The organism is Rhodococcus sp. WWJCD1 (assembly GCF_002258735.1).
GTDB lineage: Bacteria > Actinomycetota > Actinomycetes > Mycobacteriales > Mycobacteriaceae > Rhodococcoides.
Genome location: NZ_NOXY01000008.1, coordinates 73,246 through 89,021 on the forward strand (window position 1 = coordinate 73,246; position 15,776 = coordinate 89,021).

General features: G+C 65.3%; 5 protein-coding genes. All 5 read right to left on the reverse strand.

Annotation, left to right across the window (positions count from 1 at the left end):
- Nucleotides 1-40: 40 nt before the first annotated feature.
- Nucleotides 41-1,933, reverse strand: coding sequence for a siderophore-interacting protein (locus CH286_RS04490; RefSeq protein ID WP_141215790.1), 1,893 nt, complete (start codon nt 1,931-1,933; stop codon nt 41-43).
- Nucleotides 1,934-1,996: 63 nt separating this feature from the next.
- Entirely contained in the window at nt 1,997-3,067 is a 1,071-nt protein-coding gene (locus tag CH286_RS04495; RefSeq protein ID WP_255182567.1) for an ABC transporter substrate-binding protein, read from the reverse strand.
- Between the two features lie 79 nt (nt 3,068-3,146).
- A complete protein-coding gene (locus tag CH286_RS04500) occupies nt 3,147-10,760 on the reverse strand; it encodes a non-ribosomal peptide synthetase (protein ID WP_094608469.1) in 7,614 nt (2,537 codons plus the stop codon).
- Complete coding sequence (locus tag CH286_RS04505; protein ID WP_094608470.1) at nt 10,761-14,123, reverse strand: non-ribosomal peptide synthetase; 3,363 nt, start codon at nt 14,121-14,123, stop codon at nt 10,761-10,763. It abuts the gene before it with no gap.
- Nucleotides 14,120-15,763, reverse strand: a complete 1,644-nt coding sequence (locus CH286_RS04510) for a (2,3-dihydroxybenzoyl)adenylate synthase (RefSeq protein ID WP_176458136.1) — start codon at nt 15,761-15,763, stop codon at nt 14,120-14,122. Before CH286_RS04510 ends, CH286_RS04505 begins: the two co-directional genes overlap by 4 nt.
- Between the last annotated feature and the right edge of the window lie 13 nt (nt 15,764-15,776).

The following is a 15,776-nucleotide window of genomic DNA, read 5'->3' on the forward strand; positions in this document are numbered from 1 at the left end:
AGGCATTGCCGCGCGCCTTCGATAGGCAACGCTAACCTAACTAGCCCTGGCGCACAACGGCTTCGGGTGCACGCTGCAGATCGAGGACCGCGATACCCCAGCCGACGAGACGAGACGCGGTCACCGCCAGGCCTGCTGCGGTTGCCACCGAATCGAACTCGGCTCTGGTTCGCACTCCACTGCCGTGCATACAGAGCATCAACAGGTCGAACTCGGCCTGATCCTCGTTGATCGCACCATCGTCCGACAGTCGTTCAACCACAATCAGTTTCCCGCTCGCGGACAGGCCTGCTGCCGCGCTCGCCAGCAGCAACGCCAGATCGTCGTCGCGATAATGCCCGGTGACCTCGAGCAACAGGTAAGCGTCGAACCCGCCCGTGGGGTTGTTGCGCGGTTCGGACACGACACTCTGAGCGCATTCGGTCACGCGCCCGTGCAGTTCCGGCCACTTCTGCAGATCTCGTCGGACGAGGTCGAGTTCGCTCGGTAATCCGAGAACGGTTGCCGACATCGCGTCGTGGCCCGTCAGGATCGAGCCGAGCACCACCCCGGATGCGGCACCGGTCACCGCCAACGTGGACACGCCGCCGAACGAATAATCCTGGACCAGAGCAGGACCCAGGAACGCTGCCTCGTCCGCAATGTGGTTGTGGTGCAATTCCGTCAGCCGAGGCGAGCCGGCGAGGTCCTCGCTCAACGTCTTGCCGGTCAGCAGACTCGCGCTGGCACCGCCGGTGCGCAGGCTCTCGACGAGTCCGGTGATCGACAATTCCACTCGCGCCTCGATACCGTCGAAATCCAGCCAGTGCGAAATCCAGTCGTCACCGAGCATGGCTTCACCGATGTCGGCGAGGATCACACCGCCGTCCGAATCCTCGGTGAGCACGTCGACGGACCGCAGGTAGCGGACGAATTTTGCCAGGGCTCGCGTATCGGTGCCGGTGGCCGTGGCCAGTTCGTCGACGGTGCGTATGCCGCGGGAGACGTGCAACGGGATGCGCAACGTGTTGGCGGCCCTGATCGCGAAGGGGGAGAACATCTCCGCTCGTTCGGCGAGCCTGTCGAACGGCTCGGATTCGCGAGCGTTCAGATCGGGAACTTCCGGATCGTCCGCGCGGGTGAGAACCTCTGCGCGCCGCCAGTAGCCGGTGACCTCGACCATCTCCGGCGGCAGCGCGCGATCCTCGCGCAGGTATCGCCTGATTCCTTTGAGTGTTGTGGATTCGCCTGCTACCCAGGCGAACACGGTTCCCTCCCACCAGGGCGCATTGCGCACGGCTGTTTCCAGCAGGTCTCCGGTGCCCGCAACCGCCCCGTTGCGGTGCACCCAGGTGATCTCGGCGTGGGCGGCCGTCGGCAGCGGTAGTTCTCGCTCGGCGTCGGCCACCTCGACGAACACCCGAATTCGCTCACCTGCTCCGGCTTCGTCGAGGTAGCGAGCAACAGCAGGCAACGCGGTCTCGTCGCCGACGAGCAACACCCAATCCACCTCGGCGGGTGCGTGACCCGAGCGCACCGGGCCCAGCAGTGGGATGGAATCACCCACGGCGCAGCGACGCCCCCACGTCGACGCGATTCCGGTGTCGTGAGTGACGAAATCGAGAGTCACTTCGGCAGTCTCGGCATCGACGCTGCGCACGGTGTAGTTGCGGGTCAGTGGCCGCGGCTCCCGCGGCCACTCCACCGTGCGCTCGTGTTGCACCGGTAGAGCCATCGTGCCGTTGTCGTCGAGGGGGAAGAACAGGCGGACGAAGTCGTCGAATCCCTCGCTACGCAGCGCCGGAAAGTCGAAGCCGTCTCGCGAGAATGCCCGCAGCTGCGGCCCACCCAACACGATCCTGCGCATTCCCGAACTGAGTTGCTGCGTGTCGATCACGGTGGCCGTTCGGATGACTTCGGGAAAGACGACCTGGAGTCGATGAGACCTTGCCACTGTGAAACACGCTCCTTCGCGAAAATGCAGATGTGTGGTGCGTCGGGTGGGCCTGCGCTCGGATCAGCCCTGGACGTTCTCGGCGGCGGTGTTCAGCGCCGATGCCACGTCGTCGAGAATGTACGGAATGGTGAGCACCGTCAGGCCACCGAACGCGAAGTTCTTGTCGACGCTGAGGCTTTCGGTGGATGCGGTACGACCCTGAGCCAGCACGGGCTGGGAGGCCACAGCCGGTTCGGCCAAGAATGCACCGAGCGATTCCTTGTCGTAGGCGACGACGAACAGCACATCCGACTTCAGCAGAGAGGCCTGCTCGAGACTGAGCTCGAAGTACACGGCATCGGGATCCTTGACCGGGTCGGCTTCTTGGATGGTGGGCTCGTTCACCAGACCGAGCTGTTCGAGGAACTCGACACGGACGTCGTCGTCCTTGCTGACGGCGAACGTGCCGGGAGCATTGGGGAGTGCGATGGTGACCGTCTTGCCCTGCAGCGCCGGATACTTCGCGGCCGCGTCGGAGATGGAACCGTCGACTCCGGATACCAGATCTGCCGCCTCCTTCTCCTTACCGAGGGCCTTGCCCGCGATGGTGAGCTGGTCTTCCCACGAGGTCGTCCACTGCTCGTCCGGGTACGCGACGACCGGTGCGATGTCGGAGAGCTTGTCGAACTCTTCCTGGGTCAATCCCGAGTACGGGGCGAAGATCAGATCGGGGGCGGCGGCGGCGAACTGCTCGACCGGGATGGCTCCGGTTCCGTCACCGGTCAGCAGCGTCGGGGTCTCGCCACCCAGGTCGGCGAGCGCTTTCGCGTCCCACGGCAAGATGCCGCGGTCGTCCGCTCCGTACTGTGCGCCGTCGAAGGTCGGCATGGCGACGGGCACGACTCCGAGGGCGAGAACGGCGTCCTGGTTGGACCAACCCCAGGTGGCGATGCGCGTCGGAGCCTCGGGGATCGTCGCGGATCCGAGTGCGGAATCGATGGTGACCGGAAATGCAGATTCCGACGCGGCGGTGGTGGACTCGGTTGCAGGCGCTTCCTCGGTACTGCTGCAACCGGCAGCGAGAGCGATGGTGAGCCCCCCGGCGAGCGCAATCGACGCGGCGCTCCTCATCCACTTCGTACGAACCTTCATCGTTGCTCGGACCTCTCGACTCGACCACGCACTGCTGCGTCCCACACCCGACCGGGTGAGGCGACTGACAAGGTAGCACTTATGAGGTAACCCTTGCCTCACTAGGCGCGTCGGCACCGAGGATTCGACACGCTGCGGACACCGCGTCGTGCCACAGCGTCGCGAGTTTCTCGACGCCGTCGAGCACCTCCTCGGGCCAGGTCATCGTCACCCCCAGTACCGAAGAACCATGCTCGTCGTGGATGTAGCTGTCCACGATCAGCGCATAGCTGCAGGGTGTGGCCGCACCGGGGGTCGAATCGAGACTGCTCCGTAACCGGCTGGCCCCGAACGGTCCGCCGGTCGCCGCGTCGAAACGACCGAGGTAGTTGAATTCGATTGCTGCATCGGGAGTTCGACGCAGCACTTCTTCGGCCTCGCCGCCCATCCACCGCAGGATTCCGTAGGTCGATCCATCCCCCGGCACGGACTCCCTCGACGTCCTGGCCGCCGTTGCCAGTTCACGCAGAACAGATTCTGCAGCAACAGGATTCGCCTGGTGTGCGATCAGTGTGCGGTGATCCTCGCTGCGCGCGGTGATGCGCAGCGGGAACACTGCCGTCAGCCATCCGACCACCGACGAACCATCCACCCGATCCGATGCGACCCCCGTCCGTCCGTGGCCTTCGACGTCCACCAGTAACGACTGCGTCGTCGTGATATCACTGTCGATCCACTCCGCCGCCGCAGCAGCGAATGTGGCCAACAACAGGTGTTCGACGGAGACGCCGAGGCGAACTGTGGCGGCCGACAACAGGTGCGCGCTCTCGTCCTCCCGCAGCGCGAAGTCGACGGTGCGCACGCGGGCCCCCGTATCGACCACCGGGTCGAGCGGACGCGTCAGAGGGATCGTTGTCGCTCCGTCGCCGACGCTCGCCCAGTAGTCGAGATCGGCGTGAACCCGAGGTGCGGTTGCCAGAGCGAGCACCTCGTGCGCCCACTGCCGCATCGACGGTCCGATCGGGGTTCGCTCGGTGGCTGTCTGCTTCCACAATGCGACCAGATCCGGCAACAGGATCCGCCAGCTCACGCCGTCGACCACGAGGTGATGCATCGTGATCAGCAGCTGACCGGACGATTGGGGGTCGGTTCGGTGTCGCAGCCACACGATGTCGACCATCCTCGCGTCGGCCGGGCTCAATCGGGCACGCGCAGCTCGTGATTCGACACCGACACGGTCGGCCAACTCGAACTCGGTCAGAGCGTCGACGTCTTCGACGCGTATCCACGGGCGCACGTCGGCACCGTCCGGCAACACCGTGAAGATCGACTCGGAGCCGGGATTGCGTTCGAAGCACGAGTTCAGAATCGGATGACGGGCGGTCAGCAGCGAGACCAGCTCCGTCAGCGAGTCTTCGGTGAGCGACGCCGGAGCCTCGAGCAACACCGCCTGCGAGATCTCGTCGATGGACCCGTCGAGTGCATCCATCCACCGCACTATGGGTGTCAACGGCACGGTTCCGTACGGGTCCATCGTGACGACTTCTGGCTGCACCTCTGCCGAAACAATTTCTTCTGCAATGCTTTCCGGGGTTCGAAGTGACACGATGTGCCGCGGCGACACCGTGAGGCCTGCCGACCGGAGCCTCGCGGCCAGCTCCATCGCCATGATGCTGTCACCGCCCAGGTCGAAGAAGTCGTCGTCGGCACCGACCTCGGTCACGTGCAACACCGCGGCCGCGGCCGCGACGATCTGCCGCTCCGCATCGGTGTTCGGGGGACGTCCGGAGCGCGTCGCGAGCTCGGGTTCGGGCAATGCAGAAGCATCGAGCTTGCCGTTCGGCAGGACCGGAAACGCATCGAGCACGGTCAGCGACGCCGGCACCATGTACGACGGCAGCAGGCCGCGCAGGCGGGCACGAACGGCATTCGGATCCAGCGAACTTCCCTGTTGAGCCAGCACATAGCCGGCGAGCGTGGCATTCCCGTTCTCGGAACCTCGCACCACCACCCGCGCGTCGGCCACGGCGTCGAACTCGCGCAGCCGAACCTCCACCTCCCCCACTTCGACGCGGTGACCGCGAATTTTCACCTGATCGTCCGAGCGGCCCCCGTACCGCAGTGTGCCGTTCTCGGTCCACGCGACGAGGTCCCCGGTCCGGTACAACCGCGTGCCGTCTGCCGTGAAGGGATCGGCAACGAAGCGGTGTGCCGTGCGCCCCGGCGCATTCCGGTATCCCCGCACGACGCCGGGCCCGGCGAGGTAGAGCTCGCCGAACACCCCGGGCGGCACCAGTCGAAGACTCCTGTCCAGCACATATGCCCGCATGTTCGTCACCGGCCGGCCTATCACCGGACCACTCGACAGTTCGGTGGAGGTATACACCGCATCGACCGTCGCCTCGGTCGGCCCGTAGAAGTTGTACGCCACCAGGTTCTGCCTGCTGCGCAATCGATTCCACAGCTCGGCGGACACCGCTTCTCCCCCGACCCCCACCGTCGAGAGTGTGTCGATCGAACCCGATCTCATCATCTGCTCGAGCAACGACGGCACGACCTCGATGAAGTCTGCCGACAGCGCAGTCAACCGAGCAGTCAGTTCCACCGGGTCGAGAACCGTCTCGGGATCGATCAAATGCACTGTGTGGCCGCCGAACAGCCACAGCTGCGGTTGCCAGGACGCGTCGAAGGCCATCGACCACGCGTGCGCCACGTTCAGAGTCGACTTTCCCGCGCGTCGGGTAGCCGGTTCGTGCACGTTCTCGCGATGCGAGTGGTACAGGTTCGTCAGGCCACGGTGTGGGACCAGAACGCCCTTGGGCACACCTGTCGTGCCCGAGGTGTAGATCGAATACACGGGGTGGTCGGGATGCAACGGTGCCCGCCGTTCGGCATCGGTGATGCCTACCGAATCAGCGGGTGAAGCAGCAAGCGATGCAACGGAATCCGTGGTCACCGTGACCACCGGCTGTGCGTCGTCGAGAATCTGGCTGGTGCGGTCGGCCGGCCAGTTCGGATCGATGGGCAGATATGCGGCCCCGGACTTCATCACGCCGAGGATCGCCGCCATCGTGATCACCGTGCGCGGGGCCACGACGGCCACGAGGTCCTCGGCGCCCACGCCCGCACCGATGAGCCACCGTGCGGTTCTGTTGGACACGCAGTCCAACTCGGCGAACGTCAATGCCGTGGTGGCGTCCTGAACGGCGATCGCATCGGGCTGCAGCGCCACCTGTTCGGCAAAGAGTTCGACCAACGTCTCGGACGGATAGGTGCGCGGGATGCCGGCCTGCTCACCGGTGAGCCGGTACGCCGTTGCCTCGTCCACGAGGGGCACCGACGCAATGAGTGGATCCCCCGCCTCGGCAAACGTCCGAAGCACTGCCGTCATGGCCGACGCCACCGCCCGAGCACGCTCGACCGTTACTGCGTCGCTTCGATATTCCACCACCAACCGCAGTTCCTCGCCCGGAAACACCGTCAACGTCAACGGGTAGTGCGTTACCGTGTGGAACCCGGCGACCGATACCGAGAAGTCCTCGGTATCGACACCCGAGGTATCGGCGGCAGCGAAGTTCTCGAACACCACGAGGGTGTCGAACAGCGTTCCCCCTCCGAGAGCCTTCTGGATGTCTGCGAGACCGACGTGATGATGTGCGGCCACGGCGACGGAGAAAGCCCGGAGGCCCGCGAGAACCGACGACACGGTGGCGTCGGGCCCGATGTCGACGCGCACCGGGATGGTGTTGATGAACAACCCGACCATGTCGCCGACGCGGTCCAGCTCGGTCGGGCGTCCCGACACAGTGGATCCGAACACCACCGATCCGGAATCGGTGAATGCCGAGAGCACCACGGCCCATGCCGCATTGATCAATTCGCTCGCCGTCACCGACCGACGACGAGCGGAGGCTGCCAGGCGGGCAGAGGCCTGCACATCCCACCGCATCTCTATCTCTCGCGCCTCGGATCGCTCCACGGACGGCGACGCGGCCGGGGCCAGGATTGTCGGCACAACGCCGGCACCGAGCGCTCGACGCCACACATCGATGGACGAGCCGTCCCGCCGAGACAGCCATCGAAGATAGTCGTCGAACGACGCCGGAGCCGGTAGATCCCGGCCACGGTAGAGCATGAACAACTCGGTGCCGACGGTCCCCATGGACCAACCGTCGACCAGAAGGTGATGCACGGTCAGCACCACCCGATGGAGCCGTTCTCCGCAGTCCAGCAGGAGAACTCGCGCCAGGGGACCGTGCTCGATGTCGAAGGTACGTCGATCCTCGTCGATCAGAGCGCGCGCCGAGGGCGAATCCGGATCGTCGACCGTGTGCCTGCGCACATGCACTCGTTCCGTATCGCGGACCGCGACGGTCCCGGAATTCAGGGTGAGAAAACGTGAGCGCAGAGCCGGGTGGCGCTCGGACAATGCGTCGAACGCGTCTTCGAGTCTTCCGAGGTGCAGCTCGCCTCGTACTTCGAACTCGGTGGCGATGACGTAGATTTCCTCGACTCCGTCTCCTGCAGCGACCGACTGGAATGCCAGCCCTTGCTGCAGCGGAGTTGCCGGGCGTGCAAGCTCGGGATCGATACCGAGTGCGCGCAACTCGGTCCGGTCTCGTACGTCCAGTAGCGGCGCAGCGGTCTCGGGTTCTGTTGCAGTGCTGTCGGTTACGGTGCATCTGGCTCGTTCGACCAGTCCAGCAACTGTGCGGCACTCGAAGACGTCGGCGGTCGTGATGACCAACCCGGCACCCCGTGCGTGATGAACCATGGTGATGGCGGTGATGCTGTCGCCGCCCAGCGCGAAGAAGTCGTCGTCGACCCCGATCGACTCGGCACCCGCCCGAGTCGCATCGGCGAACAGGTCGACGAGGCAACGCTCGTCGTCAGTGGTGGCTGCTCGTGACCGGCTCGGTCCGTTCTCGGGAATCCCGCGCTGCGTCAGCGTCACCAGGTCCGTCTTGCCGTTGGGAGTACTCGGTAACCGGTCGATCGCCACCCAGAACGCCGGCACCAGATACTCGGGCACCCGGCGCCGCAGGACGCCGCGTAGTGCGGCGGCATCGACATCGCCGGGGGTCACGTAAGCAACGAGCACGGTTGCGCCCGCGTCGTCAGGCACCGCGAGCACGGCGCACGCATCCACGGATTCGATATCGGCAGTGAGGTTTTCGATCTCCCCCAGCTCGACGCGATGGCCCCGGACCTTGACCTGCCGGTCGGCACGTCCGAGGAATTCGAGTGCACCGTCGTCGAGAATGCGGGCGCGGTCACCGGTGCGGTACATCCGGCGGCCGTCCCCGCCCGGGTCTGCGACGAACCGTGCGGCGGTCTCGGCCGGTTTACCGAAATATCCGCGGGCGAGCTGCACGCCCGAGACGTAGAGTTCACCGCCGATCCCTGTTCTCAGCGGACGCAGTCGGTCGTCGAGCACGCCGAGGACCGTGTTGTGCACCGCCGTTCCGATGACGGCCGGGTCGCCTACGACCCTGTGCACGGCAACGTCGCCCGCCACCTCGGAGGAACCGTAGGAGTTGTGCACCGACGCTTCGGGGGTGGCGCGTCCGATCGCATCGATCATGTTGCTGGTCAACGGCTCTCCGCTGAGGATCCAACTGGTGACCGAACCGCATTCCTGCGGCGCGGTCGTCGACAATGCTGCAGCGAGTGACCCGACGGCGGTGATCTGCTCTGCCCCGGATCGAGCGAGGAGCTCGACCAACGCACTCGCATCGGCATACTCGTGATCCTGCGCCAACACGAGGCGTTGACCCGCGAAAATTCCGGTCAGCAGTTCGGTTGCTCCGTCGATGAACGACAGCGAGCTCTTGGCAACCCGGCTCGTGGGACCGCCCCAAAGCAGTGTCGCCCAGTGCAGACGATTGGCCAGCGCGCTTCTGGTTCCCAGCACTCCCTTGGGCGTACCGGTCGAACCCGACGTGTACACCAGATAGGCCCCGCACTCGCCCGGGATGCTCCGAGCGAAGGGTTCTTCCACCACCTCGGTAGCCGAGCTCGAATCGATTCTCGTTGCGGTCTCGAGAGCGGTCAGCGCGGTAGGGGTGGCGTCGTCGACCAACAGAATGTCGTGGCGGGAATCTGCGAGCACGTAGTCGATGCGCTCACTCGGGTAGCGAATGTCGATGGGGACGAAGACCGCACCCACGTCGATGGTCGCCAGCAGTGCGGCCACCATATCGACGCCCCTGCCGAGAGCGATAGCGACGCGGCTTTCGGTCCCGATACCCCGGCTGCGTAGCCGGGTCGACACCTCGGCCACCCGGGATCGAAGGTCGGTGTAGGTGATCGCGTCCCCGCCGACCGTCAACGCGATGTCCTCGCTCGACTGCGCAAACCTGTCCGCAAGGGCCGTCTCCAGTGTCGACACCTGCCGAGACGCTCCGACGCTGCACCCCTGGCCGTCGGGGGCCGAGAGGAGCTGCGGCACATCGACGTCCGGACGGCTTGTCATCCGGTCGAGCATCTCGACGAAAGCCTCGGCGCACAACGTGGCCGATCGATGATCGACGGCTGCGTCGTCGTGCAGCACGAAAGCCCACAGAGCAGGGTCGGGACCGACGATCAGAGCCATCGGGAAACTCATCTGAGCGCCCAGTACCGTGACCCCATCGACGGCCGCACCCGCTTCGGAGGGCAGTGTTGGGTAGTTCTGATACACGACGATCGTGTCGAACAGCTCACCGCCGCCGACGGTTCCGGCGATCTCGGACAGTCCCAGAAATCGGTGCTCCTCCAGGTCGAGGTGATCTGCCTGCAGGCGATCGACCGCATCGGCGACGGACCCGCTCGAACCGAATCGAATCCGAACGGGCACGGTGTTGAGCAACAGACCGACCATCGCATCCGCGCCGTCGAGATCGAACGGCCTCAGGGATGCCGCCATTCCGAACGCCACGTCGCCTGCTCCGGTCCGAGCCGCGAGCATCGACGCCCAGGCAACCTGCACCACCACGTTCATCGTCGCACCGCGGCTGCGCGCATAGTTCTCCACGCGTCGGGCCAGCGCCTCGTCGATGTCGAGATCGATGCGCGAGCACGAATTCGACTGCGGCGCAGCACCGGCGATCAACGTGGGGTGCTCGAAGCGGTCGAGGTGATCCGCCCAGTGCGCCCTGGCCGCGTCGCGGTCCTGACCTGCCGTCCAGGCAAGGTAATTGCGGTAGTCGGGAGCGGGGGCCAGTGCAGCCGACTCCCCCGATGTGTAGAGGGCGATCAACTCACGAACGAAGATGGCCTCCGACCATCCGTCCATCAGGGCGTGATGGTAGGTGATCAGCACCCGCGGCGACCGAGGATCGGTGGAGTACGCGAAGCGGATCAACGGCCCGTCGAAGAACGAGAATCCGGCGGACCTGTCGCGGCCGAGGTGATCGTTCCAGTCATCTTCGACAGCTGTCAGTTCCGGTGTCGATGCGCGCGGAACCACCCACACCAGATCACCGTTGCGACGCTGACGCAGTAACGCTTTGATGTTCGGATGGCGCTCGAGTAGGTGCTCGAGAGCGAGAATGAGGCGGTCGACTCGAACCGGGGCGGTCAGGTCCAGCACTGTCTGAGAGAGATACGGATCCTGTTTCGCTGCAGCAAGACTCGACTGCAGATACATACCGACCTGCAGCGCCGTGAGCGGCAGAACCGCAGCGATCTTGGATTGCGGCGTTGCCGCGGACTCGGCCGTCGTGTTCGTCACTCACATACTGCTTTCGAATTCGTCGAGCTCGTCCTGGGACAGATCCACGGTGGCCGCCTCGGCAGATACCGCAGGTCGGGCAGTGTCCTCGGTGACGAGCTCTGCCCCGAACATCCGCACCGTTCGCTTGCGCATCACCTCACGTGGTGCCAGCGGTATCGAGGCCTTGCGCGCCCGCGACGCCACGGCGAGTGAGGTGATGCTGTCGCCGCCGAGGGCAAAGAAATCGTCGTCGATACCCACCCGGCCGACCCCGAGAACCGCCTCGACGATCTCGCACAGCATCGTCTCCACCGGAGTGCGCGGCGGCACGAACGTACCGCCTCCTGCCGCATCGACAGCCGGGAGAGCCCGTACATCGAGCTTGCCGTTGATGGTCATCGGAATACGCTCCAACGCAGCGAACAACGTGGGAACCATGTACTCCGGCAACACTGCCGCCAGCTCGTCCCGGATCGATCCGAACAACTCGGAACGGTCCTCGGACGCTACGCCGTCTGTGGGGACCACGTACGCCGCGAGCGCGCGAGTACCCGCGCCGATCTCCACCGCCCGAACCACCGCGCCCGCAACCGCATCGCAGTTCGCCACTGCCCGTTCGACTTCTGCTGTTTCGACTCGATACCCACGGATCTTCACCTGGTCGTCGGCACGGCCGAGATAGTCGAACAGGCCGTCGGGCCTGATCCGAACCAGATCGCCGGTGCGGTACATCCGCTCACCCGGTGCCCACGGATCTGCGACGAATCTGGTTGCCGTCTGGCCGTATCGGTGTAGATAGCCGCGGGCCAGACCCACACCGGACAAGTGCAGCTCACCCACGGATCCCACCGGAACGGGTCGCAGCCACTGGTCCAGAACGTATGCGCGAGTACCGAGGATCGGCCCACCGATCGACGGACTGTTGCTCTGCCGCGTGCCGGCACCGAGCGCGTTGATGGTGTACTCGGTGGGGCCGTACAGGTTGTATCCGACGTCTCCCAGTTGCTGCCACAACGAATCGGGAACTGCCTCCCCGCCGAGGAGGACCAGCGGAATACGATGCCCGTCGTGCTCGGTCAGCAGTCCCAGATCCAGCAGATGCCCGGCATACGTGGGCGTCACGTTCACCACGTCGATCAGGTTCTGCTCGCAGTATCGCGCCAATGCCTCACCGTCGCGGCGCAATTCCTCATCACAGACATGCACCTCGTGGCCTTCGACGAGCCACAGCAACTCCTCCCATGACATGTCGAAGGAGAACGAGACGGTGTGCGCGATCCGCAGTGTTCGATCCCCGGCCGCGGCGATGGTGGGGACGAAGATCTCGTCTCGGTGGTTGATCTGCATGTTCGTCAATCCCCGATACGGGGTGACGACGCCTTTGGGCGTGCCGGTCGAGCCCGAGGTGTAGATGACGTAAGCCGGGTGCTCGAGGCGACCGGGTGTACCGGGTGCGAACGGACCGCAGGCGAACTGCGAGGGGTCGACGCGGATCGACAATTCCGTGACCACCGAGGGGTCGTCGACGATCATGACGGTGGCGTCGGTCGTCAGTTCACGCGACTGCGTTTCGGTGGTCGTCACCAGGATCGCCGGCTTCGCATCGGCCAACATGACGTCGAGTCGATCGTTCGGGTAGTCCAGTTCGAGGGGGAGGTACGCCGAGCCGGTGCGCAGTACCGCGAACAACGCCACCACCATCTCTATCGACCGCGGGAGCGCGAGAGCGACGATACGCTCCGGGCCTGCACCACGGCGCAGCAGAGCAACCGCACACGCACTGACCCGAGAGTCAAGTTCTCCGAACGTCACTCGTTCGTCTCCGAACACCAGCGCCGTCGTCTCGGGGACGGCCGCGGCGCGGTCGGCGAGCAACTCGGCGATCGTGGAATCGCGCAGCCGCTCGAGCCTGTCGCCGAAACCGTTGTCTGCGATGCTTGCCGATTCGGTGGCCGGTGCAGGCCACCGTGAGATCGGCAGATCGGATTGCTCGGCAACGGTATTCACGGCGTGCTCGAAAGAATCGAGCAGGTAGCTCGCCCGCTCGTCGTCCACCGACGTCGGCAGGTAGGTCACCGACAGGTTCAGTTCCGTCCCGGGATCGACGGCAATCGACACCGGGAACTCCGAGCCGTCGACGGTCGAGATGTGCCGCACCTGCCGCTTCGGCGCGCCGGCCGCATCGGCTGCGGGACCGGCTGCGTTGCGCAGCACCAGCAGGGTGTCGAACAGCGCGCCCGCACCGATCGCCTTCTGGATACCGCCGAGGCCGAGCGTGTCGTGCGGCATCAGATCCAGTCGCTGATCCTGCACCCGCGCAGCGATGTTCGCGGCTGTATCCGATCCCTGCGCCGTGACTCGAATCGGCACGGTGCTGATGAACGCTCCGATCGCGCTCTCGGATCCCGGCACCTCCATCGGTCGGCCCGCGACGGCGGTGCCGAAGACCACGTCGGATCGACCGGATACGCGCATCAGCACACTTGCCCAGGCGGCAGCGAGCACCGTGAACAGTGTCGAGCCGGACTCGCGGGCAATGCTGTCGAGTCGGCCCGATGCCGCCGCCGAGAGCCTGCGTTCGATTCGCCGAGGAGGCTCGTCATCGCCCTCGGCTGCGCCGGCCACGAGTGTAGGGGTGTCGACATCGGCGAACCAACGTTGCCATGCCTGCTCGGATTCGGAGCGGTCGCGAGAGATCAACCAGCGCAGGTACTCCCGATAGCCATGATCGACATGCGCGTCTGCGCCGTCGTGCAGCTCGAGAATACGAGAGACCAGCAACGCGGAGGAACCGCCGTCGAAACAGCCGAACCAGTAGGTCGTCAACAGACGGTCGACGCCGCCGGGGAGGTGCACAAGAGTCAGCCTGAACAGTGGGGGTGCGTCGATGTCGAATGCCCGGTCACGGTCGCCTGCGAGTACCCGGTTCCACGCCGCGTCCGCCTCGTTCGCCGAGCCGTCACCCAGGTCGATCACCGTCAGTGGTGCTTCGACGGACGACAAGACAACCTGGACCGGTGCCTCGCCCTCAGGGGTGACGAACGCAGTGCGCAGCGCCGCGGTGGTGTCGACCACCGATTGCAGAGCGTGCCTTACCTTGTCGCCGTCCAGAACCCGATCGACCTCGACGACGGTGCGGACGGTGTAGAGCCCGGCGGCGTGTGCGTCGACACCGACCTGATAGACCAACCCGAGCTGCAGCGCAGATAGCGGCCACACATCGTCGATAGGCCCGAATCGTGCTTTCAGCACATCGAATTCGGACGATTCGAGATCAGCGAGAGGACCGCGCTCGACCTCGGCGGTCTCACCGCCCCGGGCGCGCCGCAGCCGATCCTGCAGCAGTCGACGCTTGACGTCGTCGAGATCCACCGGGTTCATCGACTCGCCTGCTGCTCGACCGACTGCCTGACGAGCAATGCCTTGTCCACTTTGCCGATTGCCGTGACGGGAAGCGACGTTCGAGCCACCACCCGGTCGGGTAGCTTGAACCCGGCGCAGCCTGCGTCGGTCAGAAATGCCCGCACCTCGGCAACGGTAGGAACACTGTCGTTCCGAGCACCGCCGTTCGGCACGATCACCGCGCAGATACTCTCGCCCACAGCGGGATCGGGTACGCCTATCACCGCTACTCGGGCCACTCCGTCGTGCGTGAGCAACAGATCCTCCAGCTCGTCCGCCGCGACGTTCTCACCGTTTCGGGTGATGACGTCCTTGATCCGACCGGTGACGACCAGGTGTCCCGACGGCAGCGCGCGAACCTGGTCTCCGCTGCGATAGAAGCCGTCGGGGGTGATGGCCGTCGTATTGTGCTCTGCCGCAGCGTAGTAACCGTTGATGGTGTACGGACCGCGGGTGAGCAGCTCGCCCACATCGCCTGCCGGGACGTCGTTGCCGTCGGCGTCGACGATTCTGATCTCGTCGAACTCGGACAACGGACGCCCTTGGGTGCCGATCACCACGTCCGGTGCGTCGCCTGCCCGTGTGTAGTTCAACAGCCCCTCGGCCATCCCGAACACCTGCTGCAACCGGCATCCGAGGGCCGGCTCGACCAGCTTGGCGACCCCGGGCGTCAATTTCGCGCCACCGACCTGCAACAACCGCAGACTGGACAGGTCTGCCTCCTCCCATTCGGTGGCCTCGCACCACAGATGCGTCAACGTCGGTACGAGGGCGGTCACCGTGACGCGGTACTTCTCGATCAGCGCGAACACCTGATCGGGGCTGGCGCTGCGGGAGAACACCACCGTCGCGCCGACGCCGAGCGCACCGAGCAGACCCGGACACGCCAGTGGAAAGTTGTGGGCAGCGGGGAGAACGGCGAGATACACGTCCTCGGCCGTCAATTCACAGACGTCGGCGCTCGCCCGTGCGTTGAACTCGTAGTCGCTGTGGGTACGCGGAATCAACTTCGGCAGACCGGTCGTTCCGCCGGATACCAACAGCACCGCGACATCCGCGGCGGACGCACGTGGAAACTCCCGTGGCGTACCGACGACGGCAGCCAACGGACTGTGCGACCCGCTCGAACCATCGACGAAGACGTCCCGAATGCTCGGAACCGACTCCACCGTCTCGTCGGCGAGCGCTCGGTAGTCGAAATTTCCGTCCCGCTCCGCGATGATGTACGCGACGGCCTTCGATGTGGCTGCAAGATGGACGATTTCGCGGCGTCGGTGTGCGGGGAGAGTGAGCACGGGAACCGCGCCGCACTCGAGCAACGCGAACAGCACAACCGCGAACGACACCGAATTGGGTAGTTGCACCACCACCCGATCACCCGGCTCGATACCGCGGTCGGCAAACCCTGCAGCGGTCGTTCGTATGCGCGCGTGCAACTCGTCGTATGTCACTGCCTCCAGCTCGTCGACGACCGCGCGACGAGAGCCGAACCGGTCTACCCATGCCGTGAACATGTCGGAAAGTGTTGTCTCGCGCCAGAGTCCGGCATCGAGGTACGTCTGGGCACGGCCCGAGTCGAAGGGTACGAAGTCGGCATCGTTCTCGATGACTGTGTGCACTGTGGGTTCCCGA